This window comes from Kolteria novifilia (assembly GCA_007748055.1).
Classification (GTDB): domain Bacteria; phylum Planctomycetota; class Planctomycetia; order Kolteriales; family Kolteriaceae; genus Kolteria; species Kolteria novifilia.
Window position 1 is genome coordinate 3,489,466 of sequence record CP036279.1, and the last position, 15,222, is coordinate 3,504,687.

The following is a 15,222-nucleotide window of genomic DNA, read 5'->3' on the forward strand; positions in this document are numbered from 1 at the left end:
TCGGGTCTTCATTGCCGAGGCGAGCCATGCCCGAACTGCCGGATGCGAAACGCGCGGTCCCGATCGTCCGTCCCGTGAGGTCGTCCTGTCAGGCCTTGGGGCCGGCTTATGCCGAGTTGCATGCCAAGTCGAACTTCTCCTTCCTGGAAGGAGCCTCGCACCCCGACGAACTGGTGAGCCAGGCGGCGCTCTTGGGCTATACCGCGATCGCGGTCACCGATCGCTCGAGCCTCGCGGGGGTGGTGCGCGCCCATGTCGCGGCTAAGGAGGCGGATCTCCCACTTCTCATCGGGGCCGAGATCACTCCCGCCGATGCCGCCCCGGCCGTCCTCTGGGCGACCGACCGCGCGGCCTACGGGCGGCTCTGTCAGCTCTTGACCTTGGGACGCCGCCGGGCGCCGAAGGGGGAGTGCGACCTCGCGTGGAATGACCTCGCCGCGTGGCACGAAGGGCTGCTTGTTGGGGTTCTCACCCCGGCCGAGCACGATCCCCCGGCCGACCACGCCAGGGAGCTGTCGCGCTATCGGGAGCTTTTTGGCGATCGCTGCCACGCCCTTGCGGAACCTTGGCGCGGCCCCGACGACGAGGGCTATCTCGATCGGATCGCGGCGACGGCCAAGCGGGCCCGGGTTCCGATGGTCGCCGCCGGCGATGTCCACTACCACGTCCCCGAACGTCAGGATTTGCACGACTGTCTGGTCGCGATTGGTCAGGGCCTCCCTGTCGCCGAAGCGGGGGAGTCTCTCTTTCCCAACAGTCAGCGGTACCTTAAAACGCGCGAGCTGATCGCGAGGATCTTCCACCGCTATCCCGACGCGATCGCCCGGACCGTCGACGTCGCCTCGCGCTGTCGTTTCTCGCTCGACGAACTGCGTTACGAGTATCCCGAGGAGATGCTCACCGACGAGGCGCTCTCCCCGATGGAGTTCCTCAAGAGGCTGACGTGGGAGGGAGCGGCGCGGCGTTACCCCGAGGGGATCTCGGACAAGGTCCACCGACTCCTCACGCACGAGTTGGAGCTGATCGAGGACCTCCATTACGAGGCGTACTTCCTGACGGTCTGGGACCTGGTTCGCTACGCCCGCTCGCGCGGGATCCTTTGTCAGGGGAGGGGCTCGGCCGCGAACTCCGCCGTCTGCTACTGCTTGGAAGTCACTTCCGTCGACCCAGCCCGCATCGATCTGCTCTTCGAGCGTTTCGTCAGCCGTGAGCGCGACGAGGCTCCCGACATCGACATCGACTTCGAGCACGAGCGCCGCGAGGAGGTGTTGCAGTACATTTACGAGAAGTACGGCCGTGAGCGGGCCGGCATGGCGGCCGAGGTGATCACCTATCGACCACGCTCGGCGGTTCGCGATCTCGGCAAGACGCTGGGGTTGTCGCTCGACCGCATCGACACCTTGTCGAAGGCTTTCGATGGTCGCGGCCAGGAGAACGAACTCGCCACTTGCTTTCATCGGGCCGGTCTCGATCCCGAGTCGCCGCTCGGCCAACGGCTCCAGCGGCTGGTGGCGGAGATACTCAGCTTCCCGCGTCATCTCTCGCAGCACGTCGGTGGCATGGTCATGACGCGCGGGCTTTTGTGTGAACTCGTTCCGATCGAGAACGCCGCGATGCCCGATCGCACCGTCATCCAATGGGATAAGGACGATCTCGACGCGCTGGGCATCCTCAAGGTCGACTGCCTGGGACTCGGGATGCTGACCGCGATCCGCAAGGCCTTCGAGTTGATCGCCCGGCACGAGGGACGTCAGCTCACGCTCGCCACGGTCCCGCCCGAGGATCCGGCGGTTTACTCGATGATCCAAGAAGCCGACACCATCGGCGTCTTCCAGGTCGAAAGCCGGGCGCAGATGGCGATGTTGCCGCGTCTGAAGCCGAACTGTTACTACGACCTGGTGGTCGAGGTCGCCATTGTCCGTCCCGGCCCGATCCAGGGAAACATGGTCCATCCCTATTTGCGTCGTCGGATGGGCGACGAAGAGGTCGACTACCCGAGCGACGCGGTGCGCGACGTTCTGCAAAAGACTCTCGGTGTCCCGATCTTCCAGGAACAGGCGATGCGCCTGGCGGTTGTCGCGGCCGGCTTCACTCCGGGCGAGGCCGACCAACTGCGCCGCGCGATGGGGGCGTGGCGCAAGACCGGCGTGATCGATCGCTTTCATCGCAAGCTCGTCGAGGGGATGAAGGCCAACGGCTTCACTCTCGAGTATGCCGAGCGGGTCTTCAACCAGATCCGCGGTTTCGGCGAGTACGGCTTTCCCGAATCGCATGCTGCCAGCTTCGCGCTGTTGGTTTACGTCTCGGCCTGGATCAAGCGGCACTACCCGGCGGTCTTCACCGCGGCACTGCTCAACAGCCAGCCGCTTGGTTTCTACGCTCCCGCCCAGCTCATCCGCGACGCGCGCGACCATGGGGTCGAAGTTCGCCCCATCGACGTCAACCGTAGTGATTGGGACATGACCCTCGAGTCCAAGGGGCACAAGGAGCAATCGCGTCCTAACCAGGAGCCGCGGGCGCTCCGCCTAGGGCTTGAGCCGCGAGCGCTCCGCCTAGGGCTTGAGCCGTGGGCGCTCCGCCTAGGGCTTCGCTTGAGCAAAGGTCTTTCGAAGGCACGGATCGAGCAGATGGTGCGCACCCGAACGGAGCAGGGGCTCTTTCGCTCGCTGAAGGACCTCGGTCGGCGCGGTGGACTCTCGAAGAGGGAGTTGACGCGATTGGCTCGGACCGACGCTCTCGGATCGCTCAAGCTCGATCGCCGGGCCGGGTTGTGGGAGGCCTTGGCCCAGGGAGAGGAACCGCCCCTCTTCGCGGGCCTTGAGGCGGATAGTGGTCCGGCCGCGTTGCCTTCCTTGTCGGAGTATGAAGAGGTCGCCGCCGACTACCGGGCGGCGGGGCTTTCGCTGCGTCAACATCCGTTCGGCTTCATCAGGGAGCGGCTCAATGATCTCGGCGTCGTTCGCGCCGTCGACCTCAAGACCTATCCCAATAAGAAGCCGGTGCGCGTGGCGGGGTTGGTCTTGATGCGTCAGCAGCCGGGGACCGCCAAGGGGATTCGTTTCGTGACGCTCGAGGACGAGACCGGGGTGGCGAACCTCGTGGTCTATCTGAAGACGTGGGAGCGTCAGCATCATTCGGCACGGCGGGCGCCGGCGATGTTGGCCCATGGCATCCTTGAGCGAGAGCAGGGGGTGATCCACGTCATCACCCACACGATCAAGGACGTCTCGTCTCTCTTGGCCGACGTGCGCGTCAAGTCGCGGGACTATCGCTAGCCGCCTCGGTCCAACTACGATTCAGGGTGCCACTGGCTGCTCGTCAGCCAGTGCCAAAAGGTTCGGGCGAGACCAACACAGCCATCAAGTTGGAACAGTACCCTAGCAGCCGTTGATCTATTCGATGCCGGCTACGAGCGGCCCTCTTAAATCAACGGACTGTTAGCCGCTTCGTGCGGGCATGCTCGAGGTTGCTCGAGCCTCTTCCTCGGCGACTCTTCCCGAAAGCAAGTCGTCCAGGATGGTGACGACGTGAAAAAGCTCCGGCTTGCTGATCTGCATCGTGGCCCCGACCGACTTGCCCTTCTTGAGGTTGTCGGGAGTGATCAACGACGAGAAGATGATGATCGGCAGCCCGCCAAGCACCGGATGTTCGCGCACCCGCTTGGTCAGGTGCAAGCCATCCATTCGCGGCATCTCGATGTCGGCGATGACGACGTCGATGCGGTCGGACAGCGTTTCCGGGCCATCGGCGGCCTGGGCCTCGAGCCACTCCCACAACGAGAGCCCGTTGTTGAAGATCACCACGTTCTCGTAACCCGCCGTCGTGAGCGTGTCCGAGATGAGTTGTTGGACGGTGACGGAGTCCTCGGCGATCGCGATGTGACGCCCCTGGCGATGGCCCGCGTCGGTGACGGGAGTGATTTCGGGACGCAGCCCGGAGAACGCGTGAATCCGGTCGACGATCATCTCGAAGTCGAGCATTGGCGTGATGACGTCATCGATTCGCGTGACCGCGGTGATTGGCGTGTCGGAAAACTCCGGAATGCTTGGCAACGGCTCGATGTGATCCCAGGAAACGCGGTAAATCCGCCGCACGTCGTCGACGCGAAACGAGTTGAGCACACTGTTGAACTCGGTGACGACAATGCGGGAGTCCTTGGGCGCGACGCTCGACTCCATCCCGAGAAAGCGTGCTAGATTGATGAGGGGAATCACGCGATCGCGAAGCCGGAACGCTCCTTCGACCGACTCGTGACTCGACGGCATGCGATGAACCGTCGGCGGCGAAATCACCTCGCGGACCTTGGCGACGTTGATCCCGTACGGTCTTCCATCGAGGCTGAAGACGAGGACCTCGAGCTCGTTGGTCCCCGCCTCGAGCAAGATGTCCTTTTCCAGGAGCATTTGCTTGACATCAAAACTTCGCATGCTCCAGGTTCCCCAGGTGGTTCGAGATGATTGATACAGTCATAGTATAATACGTCATTTTGGCGATGGAGGCCGTCGCACCGATCTTTCCGACGGGAGCGATTGTCGGCTTCCTCCCTAGAGGAACCTCGGGCAAGCCGCCCGATTTGGTTCAAGTTCCTGCCAATCTTCGCTCGAATTTGCTTCTTTTCGCAACTCTCTCCATGTCCTCGCCGGGAAAGCCGATACATTTGGACGGCCCCTCGCTTTTGTGCCGATTGCCGGGCGAGATTCGGTGATATCAGTTCCGCGAGGGCGCCGATCAAACAGGGGAAGGGATTCCCCGCGGCAAAGGAGTGCGGCGGGTCGTGATTGCTGGCGCCGGCTCCGACGCCCTAAAATGCACGTAGAGGATGCACGGATGGTCCGCAAAACACTGGGACGAGGCTTGCAGTCATTGTTGGGATTCGACGAAGACGTTGATCCCGAGGCTCTCGGGGAAGACGTCGTGACCGAGTCGGCCGGGGAGATGCGCTACATCCCCCTCGACCAAATCGACGGGTCGCCCTACCAACCGCGGCGCGACTTCTCCGACGGCGAGATGGCCGCGCTCTCTCAGAGCATCCGCGAGCATGGCGTCGTCCAACCGATCGTCGTCCGCCCCGTCGGCGACGGCCGCTTCCAACTCATCGCCGGCGAACGCCGCCTGCGGGCCGCCCGCATGGCCGAGCACGCCGAGATCCCCGCCCGCGTTGTTGCGATCAACGACCAGCAGGCCTCCGAAGTCGGGCTCATCGAGAACTTGCAGCGGCAAGACCTCAACCCGATGGAAAAGGCCGAAGCCTTCCAAGCTTACGTCCAGCAGTTCGGCACCACCCACGAGGAACTCGCCGGGCACCTCGGCGTCGATCGCTCAACAGTCACTAACCTCTTGCGACTCCTTGAGTTACCTCCCGTCGTCCAGGACGCGGTCCGCAACGCCAAGATCAGCTTCGGCCACGCCCGCGCCATCCTCGGCATCAACGACCCCGTCGAGCAGATCGCCATCTACCAAGAGGTGATCGACGAGGCCCTCTCGGTCCGTAAGACCGAGGCGTTGGTGCGTCAACGGCGGATGGTCCCCAAGGACGAGGAGGTCCACGACGGGGAAGTGATTCAACCCGAGGAGCAGCCGCAAGAGGAAGCCACGGGCAAGTCCAATCACATCCTCTCACTGGAAAACGACTTGCGTCAACGTCTCGGCACCAAGGTCGAGATCCAAAGCAAGGGCCAGGACAAAGGCAAGATCGTCCTGCACTTCGAGACCAACGACGACTTCGAGCGGCTGATGGGACAACTCGGCAGCCACAGCCACGCTCAGTAACGACGGATGCCCCGGCTAATGAGGTGACTCCGCGCGTCGCTTTGCCTTGGGTGCCATGCACCACGCTTGTGTGGGCATGCAATTGGGCACCACGCTTGTGTGGGCATGCAATTGGGCACCACGCTTGTGTGGGCATGCAATTGGGCACCACGCTTGTGTGGGCATGCAATTGGGCACCACGCTTGTGTGGGCATGCAATTGGGCACCACGCTTGTGTGGGCATGCAATTGGGCACCACGCTTGTGTGGGCATGCTTCAGATCCCAAACAGGCGGAGAGCGACCGGAATCTGTCGCGAGTCTACCCCGTGGGCCGGGGCCGTTGGAAGGGCTACCCCGGACTTTCTGCCGGCCACGTTTCCCCCTTTCATCACGGCTGAAACCGGACCCCGTTGTAGCGCTTCCTTTCGCATCATTTCGGCACCTTTTTGGATGAAAACGGGCGCTTTTTTGATGAGATCGGCGTCGTTTCGGTCCGAATATGAGTCCTTTTCCGCGCGATTCACGCTCCTCTTCGATCCCTTCCTTGATGGGCACTCGGCGAATTTCCTACGCGAATCACTCCCTTTGATGGTACAAGATGAGTAAGTCGTCCCCGTCGCCGACGCGGCCGTCCGCACGTCTTCCGTTTGGTTCGCGCCCATCGACTGTCATCTGGGAGTCACCATGCTCGCGAGTCTTGGATCGGTCACGCACTCAGTTCTCGGCCTCCGTCGACAGCGGTTCGTTCCCCATATTTCCAAGTCCCGTGAGCGAGGGCCTCGCGTCGCCTGGTGGCGTCGGCCCCAGGAAGCGTGCTTCAGGTCTCGGAGGTCGTCGGGTGACAGATACCTGGCACTATTAAGCCAAGGGAATTGGAAGCAAAAGGAGGGGAGGAGCATCGATGTCAATGGTGATGGGACGTTTCGCGTTCTCGTTGGTGGTGTCGTTGGTGATTCTCGGTGTGGTGCTCCTTGCCGCATGTTGGCAAGGGAAGTGGCGCCCATTCTGGGTCGCTCTCGGGGAACTAGGCGTGTTGTCGGTGTTGTGGGGATTCGGGCCTGACGTGAGGCTCTTTGCCGTTTCCCTCGTGATCGTCACTGGGTTACACGCGGGGCTGGGATGGCGCCTTCGCGTTCTGGCTCCCGTTTCCGTCATGGTGTTGGTCGGTTGCTTCGCCTATCAGGGCTTCGTGGTCAGTCGTCGGCTGGAAGCTCTCGCGGCGTCGAGAAGGACCTTTCCCCTCGTGTCGGTGTCGGAGCGACTCGCGTACGAGCGTGAGACGTCCGATTTGCCGAAGGATCAGACTTGGCTGCAACTGTCGATGGGAATGAGACGCCGAATCAGTGACCTCGAACGGCGTACGCGGCGCGAGTCGGACAAGACTTTCTATTTCTATTGGCTTCACGATCGCGCTGCGGAGCACTTCATCCTTAGCGAGGGTTTTGGTGTCACGCGGATGGGGCCATTCAAGCGAGCGTTTCGGAAGGGACTCCCCCTTGCGCCGAACAAGGACTCCAAGCCAATGAGCTTGCCGGAACCCGAGTCGCCCGAGCGTCCCTATTCGCCCGATACCGCCGACGATTTTGCGGCTGACCTCGCGGAATCGACGCTGTTCCAACTTCATCAAGATGGCGTCTTCGACTTCGTCGAACCTAACAGTCTCGGCTATGCTGAGAACCGCGACCATGTCGTTGGCTTCGAGCCCCATCACTTTCGCGAGGTTCCCAAGGTAGGGAAGTCGTTCACCGCCTCGGCTCGGAACTGGGTGCTGACGCGTCTCGAACTGGTGAGCCTACTCAAAGGAGATGAACCGAGCGTCTATGTGACCAAGCACCTTCCGCGGATGGACGATCTTGTCGATGCGCCTCGGCGTCCGCTCGATGCGTTCGAGACGGAGGCGTTGGACAAGCTACGCTTCGAAGAGGACCTGGTCGTCGAGGAAACGGAGTCATCGGTTCGCATGCTCGGTTCCTTGCGAGCAGGCGAAAACTGCCTCAAGTGTCATCACGGCCGCCGAGGCGATCTGCTCGGAGCCTTCTCCTACGAACTGCGGCGCAAGCGGCCGGTGGTGGTCGAGAGCGAAGAGACGCCGTCGACGTGAGTGGGCGGCTGTTGGAAGAAGACGGGACGTGGAGGCAGGAAACCACCCATTGCCCAAAGTCGCGAAGCGACGGTATCACGTAGCCTGGTGGCGTCAGCCCCAGGTCCGAGGCGACATTGCATCTCGAAGTCGCGAAGCGACGGCATCGGGACAGGCCGTTCGATGGGTGCCGCCCCTTCGGGGCTTAGATGATGTACGGTGACGATTACCTGGCACTCACGTACCAGGCTACGCGATGCCGCCGCGTTTGCGGCTCCGGAGAGCAGGGCGACGAGTTCGGAAAGCTGTCGTTTGGCAATCCTAGTGGGCCAAGGGCCCACCGTACTTTCGGAAGTGTGACTCCGACGGCATGCCCACGCAAGCGTGGATTCCCATTGCATGCCCACGCAAGCGTGGATTCCCATTGCATGCCCACGCAAGCGTGGATTCCCATTGCATGCCCACGCAAGCGTGGATTCCCATTGCATGCCCACGCAAGCGTGGATTCCCATTGCATGCCCACGCAAGCGTGGAGCATGGCACCCGAGGCAGAACGGTTAACACGAACCGATGGTGGGTCAAGACTCGCTGCTGGTGGGCCACAGGCCGACCGTACTTGCTGCCACAGGTCCACCCGGCTTGCCGGGTGGCGCGTCTCGAATAGTTCCCCCGTCCGCTAGCTCATATCAAAAGCTCCTGGAACCAAGGGATGGCGGAGGGGAGCGGACCGGATGTCGCATCGATTGACGTGGAAGAGGCTGTTGTGCTCCGAGCGCGTGCCGCGGCCGGCGACGACCTCGTCGGGTACGGCGAAGGTTCGGACGCTCCAGGAGGATCGGTCGCCCTTCGAGCAGGACTACGACCGGATCGTCTTCTCGCCACCCTTTCGAAAACTCGCCCGCAAGACGCAAGTCCATCCGATGGCGAGCAACGACCGCATCCACAACCGACTGACGCACTCGATCGAGGTCGCGAGTGTCGGACGCTCGTTCGCGACGCTGCTGGCCAAGTTCGCCGTCGAGCGGAGCGATCTGGACGAGCAGGGAGTCCGCGATCTGCCGTGGATCTTGCAGTCGGCGTGCCTGATGCACGACCTCGGCAATCCTCCCTTCGGGCACGCGGGGGAGAAGATCATTCGGCAATGGGCTCGGGAGCATGTCGAGGAACTGCTGCCGAAAGAACTGGTTCCGGATGAACAGACGTGGGCAACTCTCAAAGCCGATTGGTTGAATTTCGAGGGAAACGCCCAGGGGTTTCGGCTCGCGGCCCGGGCCGACAATCCACTTCCGGGCTACCTGCGGTTGACCTACGCCACCTTGGGCGCGGCGGTCAAGTACCCGTGGTCCTCGGCCGATCCGAGGACGACCACCAAGCAGAAGCACAATATCTACAGCACCGAGGTCGAGCTATTCACGGCGATGGCGGACCGACTCGGCTTGGCGAACAGTCGCGGTGATCACTGTCGGCATCCGCTGTCCTTCCTCATGGAGGCGGCCGACGACATCTGTTACCGGATCATCGACCTCGAGGACGCGGTCGAGATGGGCATCTGCGACGCGGCGCGCGTTCACAATCTGCTCGCGCGGATCGCGGTCCTCGATTCCCCGGCCGGGATGCCGCTCTCCCGGTTGCGCGGGCAGGCGATCGCGAGCCTGATGGGGCAATGCTGGGAGGTCTTTCGGGGCGACTTCGGCGCGATCATGAACGGCGATCGGCTCGACAGTCTCCGCTCGTCGCTCGGGCCGGCGTGTCACGATCAGTTGAAGGAGGTCGACCACCTCTACGACTCGATCTTCGGGCAACGCAAGAAGGTCGCGACCGAACTCGGGGCCTACCACGTGCTGGGGCGGATCCTCAAGGCGTTCGTGAAGAGCGTTCGTTCGATCGCCGCGGCGAAGCGGTACGCGGAAATTCACTTTCTGTCGCAGCGAACGATCGAATTGACCTGGGGGCAGCGGCATGTCGAGAAGCATCTCGGGCAGCCGTACGGTTGGTGGCTCTCGCAAGTGATGGACTACGTCAGTGGCATGACCGACGACCACGCCACGCGCCTTTCGCAAGTGATCGCCGGGGTCTCGTTCGATCTGGAGTGAGTACCCACGCCGGTGATGGTGTCAGTGTTAAGTCACCGCGTTGAGCGGCTCCGGGGAGTGACCTGGTAGAGGCGAAAGTTCGGGCCGTGGGCGAGGAGCGGATAGGCCAGTTCGTCCGCCCAACGCCGTTCGATGCTAAAGCCGTTCGGGTCCATCTCGCCGGCAAAGGCGTGACGTTCGTTGGGGTGGACCGTCGTCAAGAAGAGGTAGTCGACGCCGATGCGTTCGAGGTTCGTTCGCCAGTCGTCACGGTCGCGATCAGCGCGATAAATCGGAAAGCGGTCGCGAACTCGGGTGCGGGCGGTCGCTTCCGGCCCGTGATGCTCGACGTGCTGGTGCAGGAACCAGCCCTGGGTCGGACTCGGGGCGATGTAGACGACGCGGTTGGCGAGGCGATCCCCGAAGAGGCCGTAGGGACTGTTGAAGCCGACGTACGCGATCGTGCTCGGTTGGTCTTGGGTCAACTGGGCGACGAGCCGCTGTCCGACGAACCAGGCTTGCATCCAGGGCGTGTTCGCGGGCTGGCCGAGGTGAAGGAACTGTTGTTGCCGATCGAGCCAAAGGGTCGGCGCGTGGGTGAAGGCGTTGACGACCGCGAGGGCGATGGCGAGAAGGACCCCACCGAGCAGGGAGACGATCGGTCGTCCTGGCCATGCTCCGAAGATCTGCCAACAGAGAAGTACGAGGAGCAGGGCCCCCATCACGATCGCGAGGAGAACGCTGTCGATCGCGGTCGACGACGAACCGTCTTGAAGCACCCGCAAAATGCCGGCGTTGAGAGCGAACCAGCCTCCAGCGATCCCCGCGGAGACGATCCAGCCGAGCATCGACCAGCGTCCCGGCAAGAGTGTGGGAAGGAGCCCGACCCACGCAAAGAGCAGGACCGCCGCGGGAGCCGCGAGTCGGAACTCGGTGGTGTGCGGGATGAGGATCCAGAAGAGGAGCATGCCCGCGATCGGCAACCCAAGGGCCGACCAGGGAAGCAGTCTCCAGGGCCGCCGTAGGAAGAGGGTCGTCGTGAGGACCACGCCCAGCGCGATCAAGACGGGCCACAGGCTCGCCGTCCAACCAGGCGATAGGAGCCGTTCGCCGAGGGGCGATTGCTGAAAGTAGCGGCTCGCCGTCTCCCACAGGCCAGTCAGCCCGGTTTCCTCGACGCTCCAGCCCCCTTCGTACATCGTGCCGCGATCGAGCGGTCCTCGAAAGATCGTCCAACCTCCCAAGTCGACGTTCAGCGGATAGACCGGATTGCCGGTTTCAATCAGGTTGCGCGCGAACCAATAGCCGCCGCCGAGCGTCGTCATCGCGAAGAACGGAAGTGTCATGAGGGTGGCATTGCCGATGCCAGTGGGCTGGGGCTTCGAGGGTCGCGGAAGGAGGATCGCGAAGAGCCCGAGCAGGAGCAGCGGAAGGTAGATGACGTTGGTGGCCTTCGTGCCGATCATGAGGCCAGCCGCGAGTCCCGCGAGTCCGAAGGAGACGAATCGCTCCCGGCGGATGCTCGACCGTCTTCCGGCGACGAGAAAGCACAGCGAGGTGGCGGAACAGGCGGCGCCAGCCAGATCGTTCATCGTTCCCTTGGCGGCGCTGTAGATGCTCGGTGTGCAAAGCAGCACCGCGACGCTCAGCGCGGAGGACCACGCGGCCGAGGCGGTCGTCGTGGACTCGGATTCGTCAGTGACGAGGCGGGTCCAACTCCAGATGCCGACGGCGACCCAGCCGACGAAGAGGGCGGTTGCGCTCTTGGCGGGCCAATCGCTCGGGTTCGCCCAGAGGAGCCACGTCACGAAGCACTCGTAGTTGCCGGGGAAGTAAGTGAAGTACTCGGGGCCGAAGGGTGTCGGGATGTAGTCGATTCGGCCGGCTTGGACCCACTGTATCGGGAAGTAGAGGTGGTACGAAAGAGCGTCCCACTCGATCGGCGGGTATTCCCAACCGACCAAGATGTACGCGATCGCGAAGAGCGAGGCGGGCAGGACAACGGCTCCGGCGGCGATCGTCGCCCAGGGAGTTGTGGGGATCTCGGGGGAGTCGGTCTCCACGCCGGAGGAGGCGCGACTCCCGGCCGCGACTCCGAGGATGCCGAGGGCCGACCAGAGAAGCCACTGACTGCCGGCGTCGAGGATGCCGATCCAGGAGGAGGCGAGTTGGGTCCAGACGACGAGGGCGTAGCCGATCGTCAGTGTCGCCAAGAGGGCCAGGGTCGAGGAATTCGGTCGATGGATCGCTCGGCGGAGCCCCTTGCTCGCGAGCCAACCGAGCAGGAGAAAGAGGAGCGTTCGGCTCACTTGGAGGTGGCCGAGGGGAAGGGCGGTGAGTGAGAAGATGACCAGGAGCGTCTCGACGGGGCCGATGACCCAGGTGAGCGACGAGACGCTGGTCCCGGTTCGTCTCGTCACTGGTCCACTCACTGGTGTCGGTCTCCTCGGCGCCGCGAACGGCACGTTGCGGGGGAATCGTGGATAAACGCCGCGTCGGGAGGCGGCGGGATGCCCAAGAGTCAACTTATGATGTGGAGGGAGTCCGCCCATCGCGCGGGGGACGCGGGATGGCTCGGGAGATAGATGTCTCGAGACATCATCTCTGGCCCCGGGAGCCGAGGCGAGCGAAGGTAGCGATTGATGTGCGACGCGGTATCAGGTATAGTTCATCTAGGTGATCGGGGGGGTGAAACGATCCGGTTGCCGACGACCGGCTTTCGGTATTTCTGGCTTGCCAGGGAGGCGAAGGCTCTCACCTACCGCTAATTCCTTCCTGCCACTCCGGTAGCGCCGTTCTTGCTGCCGGCGGTGACGTTCCGGTTCCGCGTCCGCTGGAGTCGCTCATGGTGCTGTTCCCTCGTGGTCGTGTCGCGATCGCTTTCGCGGTGATTCTCGGTTTGACGTCTCACGTCCTGCCCGAAGCCGGCGCGAGCGACGCGATCGACTTCAATCGCGATATCCGCCCGATTCTCTCGGAAAACTGCTTCTATTGCCACGGCCCCGACGCGAATCACCGCGAGGCCGACTTGCGGCTCGATCAGTTCGCCGGCGCGACCGCCGATCTTGGTGGGTATCAGGCGATCGTTCCCGGAGACCCCGCCAAGAGTGAGCTCGTCGCCCGGATCATGACGGACGATGACGATCTATTGATGCCACCGGTCGATTCGGGCAAGAAGCTCACGAAGAGACAAGTCGACCTTCTGCGGCGTTGGGTCGCCGACGGGGCCAAGTGGTCGGAGCCTTGGGCGTACGTGACGCCAAAACGCCATCCCTCGCCGCGGACGCGGGACTCCCGCTGGCCGCGCAACTGGGTCGATCGCTTCGTGCTGGGCCGGCTCGAGAAGGAAGGTCTATCCCCCTCGCCGGAAGCCGACCGGGTGACGCTGATTCGGCGGCTTACGTTCGACCTGACCGGGTTGCCCCCCAAGCCCGAGGAGGTCGATGACTTCGTCAACGATCGCGATCCGGGAGCCTACGAGCGGCTGGTCGATCGTCTGCTCGCGTCGCCGCACTTTGGCGAACGGATGGCGATCTATTGGCTCGATCTTGTCCGATTCGCCGATACCGTCGGCTATCACGGCGACCAGGATCACGCGATCACGCCCTATCGCGACTACGTGATCGAGGCCTTCAACGCGAACATGCCGTTCGACCAGTTCACGCGCGAGCAGCTCGCGGGGGATCTGCTGCCGAATCCGACGCTCGCCCAACGCGTCGCGACCGGCTACAACCGGCTCTTGCAGACGACCCACGAAGGGGGCCTGCAACCGAAGGAGTACCGGGCGATCTACGCCGCCGATCGGGTGAGGAACGTGTCGGGCGTCTGGCTCGGAGCGACCGTCGGCTGTGCCCAGTGCCACGATCACAAGTACGACCCGTACACGATGAAGGACTTTTACGCGCTCTCCGCCTTCTTTGCCGACGTCAACGACGAGGCGCACTTTCGCAACGGGACCAACACGCTTCCCGCTCGTCGGGACCCGGAGATCTGGGTCTTCGAGGACGACGAGAACCGAGCCAAGCTCCAGCATTGGGAGGGGAAGGTCAAGAGCCTCGAGGCGGAATTCAAACGCCTCACGCCCCCCAAGCCCAAGAATGCGCCGAAGAACTGGAAGCCGGAACCGCTTCCGGCGGGTTCTCCGACGCGGGCGAAGCTCGAAACGATCAAGGGGAAGCTCAAGACGGCCAAGCGGGTCCGCGACGACCTGATGAAGATCGGGCGACGCACCATGGTGACGGTCGCGACCGAGCCGCGAACGACGCGGATCTTGCCGCGCGGCAACTGGCTCGACGAGACGGGCGAGGTCGTCCTACCGGCCGTGCCCGAGTTCATGGGGAAGATCGGCGATGATTCCTCGAGCCGCGCGAGTCGCCTCGATCTGGCCTATTGGCTCATGTCTCCCGAGGAGGGAGTCGGCGGACTGACGGCGCGTGTTTTCGCGAACCGGTTCTGGTACCTCTTCTTCGGCACCGGGATCGCGAAGGTGCTCGACGACTTCGGCGGCCAGGGAGAGCCCCCGGTGCAGCCGGAGTTGCTCGACAATCTCGCGATCGAGTTCCTCGAGAGTGGTTGGGATGTCAAACGGCTCGTCAAGCTTCTGGTGATGAGCCAGGCGTATCGTCAAGGGTCGGTCGCGCCGGAGTCGCTACGGTCCAAGGATCCCTACAACCAGCTCGTCGGACGTCAGTCACGCTACCGGTTGCCGGCGGAGATGGTTCGCGACAACGCGTTGGCGATCAGCGGGTTGCTCGTTGATCAAGTTGGCGGTTCCAGCGCCAAACCGTACCAACCGGCCGGATACTACCGTCATCTCAATTTCCCCACACGTACCTACTCGCATCACTCCGATCAACGGCAATGGCGGCGGGGACTCTACATCCACTGGCAGCGTCAGTTTCTCCATCCGATGCTCAAGGCGTTCGACGCTCCCAGTCGCGAGGAGTGCACGGCGCAGCGTCCGCGCTCCAACACGCCGGTCGCGGCTCTGACCCTTCTCAACGACCCGACCTTCGTCGAAGCCTCACGGGCCTTCGCGGAGCGCATCGTGCGCGAGGGGGGGAGCACGCCCGAAAGCCGGCTCGATTTCGCCTTTCGTCACGCGGTCTCGCGCAGTCCGGACGAGTACGAAGCGGCGACGTTGACGCGCTTGTTGGAGACGAGTCGGAAGCTCTACCAAGACGAACCGAAGGACGCGGCCGAGCTGGTCGCGACCGGATTGACGCCGGTGCCGAACGATCTCGACCAAGCGGACTTGGCGGCGTGGACGATGGTCGCCAGGGCCATCCTCAATCTCAGTGAGACGATCACGAGGAACTGAT

The 15,222-nt window shown here is 63.2% G+C and carries 7 protein-coding genes; 5 read left to right on the forward strand and 2 right to left on the reverse strand.

Translation table 11 applies throughout. The features are described from left to right. Positions 1-26 precede the first annotated feature (26 nt). Positions 27-3,275, forward strand: a complete 3,249-nt coding sequence (locus tag Pan216_RS12735; RefSeq protein WP_145258357.1) for an error-prone DNA polymerase — start codon at positions 27-29, stop codon at positions 3,273-3,275. Positions 3,276-3,437: 162 nt separating this feature from the next. Here Pan216_RS12735 and Pan216_RS12740 read toward each other — a convergent pair whose 3' ends face one another. Continuing rightward, complete coding sequence (locus Pan216_RS12740) at positions 3,438-4,427, reverse strand: chemotaxis protein (protein ID WP_145258358.1); 990 nt, start codon at positions 4,425-4,427, stop codon at positions 3,438-3,440. Positions 4,428-4,827: 400 nt separating this feature from the next. Here Pan216_RS12740 and Pan216_RS12745 point away from each other — a divergent pair, with 400 nt between their 5' ends. The 3 genes from Pan216_RS12745 to dgt all read left to right on the forward strand — a co-directional run bounded on the left by Pan216_RS12745 (position 4,828) and on the right by dgt (position 9,922). Beyond that, the gene (locus Pan216_RS12745) at positions 4,828-5,769 is read left to right on the forward strand and encodes a ParB/RepB/Spo0J family partition protein (RefSeq protein ID WP_145258359.1); all 942 of its coding nucleotides are present in this window, start codon (positions 4,828-4,830) and stop codon (positions 5,767-5,769) included. Between the two features lie 881 nt (positions 5,770-6,650). Then, on the forward strand, positions 6,651-7,850 hold the full coding sequence (locus tag Pan216_RS12750; protein WP_145258360.1) for a DUF3365 domain-containing protein: 1,200 nt from the start codon (positions 6,651-6,653) through the stop codon (positions 7,848-7,850). Positions 7,851-8,560: 710 nt separating this feature from the next. Continuing rightward, positions 8,561-9,922, forward strand: a complete 1,362-nt coding sequence (gene dgt, locus Pan216_RS12755; RefSeq protein ID WP_145258361.1) for a dGTP triphosphohydrolase — start codon at positions 8,561-8,563, stop codon at positions 9,920-9,922. A 32-nt stretch (positions 9,923-9,954) separates the two neighbouring features. On the opposite strand, the gene Pan216_RS12760 is transcribed toward dgt, so the two are convergent. After that, complete coding sequence (locus Pan216_RS12760; RefSeq protein WP_145258362.1) at positions 9,955-12,321, reverse strand: hypothetical protein; 2,367 nt, start codon at positions 12,319-12,321, stop codon at positions 9,955-9,957. Between the two features lie 425 nt (positions 12,322-12,746). Between Pan216_RS12760 and Pan216_RS12765 the strand changes: the two genes are divergently transcribed. Continuing rightward, on the forward strand, positions 12,747-15,221 hold the full coding sequence (locus Pan216_RS12765; RefSeq protein ID WP_145258363.1) for a PSD1 and planctomycete cytochrome C domain-containing protein: 2,475 nt from the start codon (positions 12,747-12,749) through the stop codon (positions 15,219-15,221). Position 15,222 lies beyond the last annotated feature (1 nt).

What these genes read in the sequence shown, in the direction of transcription:
- Pan216_RS12750 (WP_145258360.1), top strand. Translation starts at nt 6,651, where the DNA reads ATGTCAATGGTGATGGGACGTTTCGCGTTCTCGTTGGTGGTGTCGTTG.
- dgt (WP_145258361.1), top strand. Translation starts at nt 8,561, where the DNA reads ATGTCGCATCGATTGACGTGGAAGAGGCTGTTGTGCTCCGAGCGCGTG.
- Pan216_RS12745 (WP_145258359.1), top strand. Translation starts at nt 4,828, where the DNA reads ATGGTCCGCAAAACACTGGGACGAGGCTTGCAGTCATTGTTGGGATTC.
- Pan216_RS12740 (WP_145258358.1), bottom strand. Translation starts at nt 4,427, where the DNA reads ATGCGAAGTTTTGATGTCAAGCAAATGCTCCTGGAAAAGGACATCTTG.
- Pan216_RS12735 (WP_145258357.1), top strand. Translation starts at nt 27, where the DNA reads ATGCCCGAACTGCCGGATGCGAAACGCGCGGTCCCGATCGTCCGTCCC.
- Pan216_RS12765 (WP_145258363.1), top strand. Translation starts at nt 12,747, where the DNA reads ATGGTGCTGTTCCCTCGTGGTCGTGTCGCGATCGCTTTCGCGGTGATT.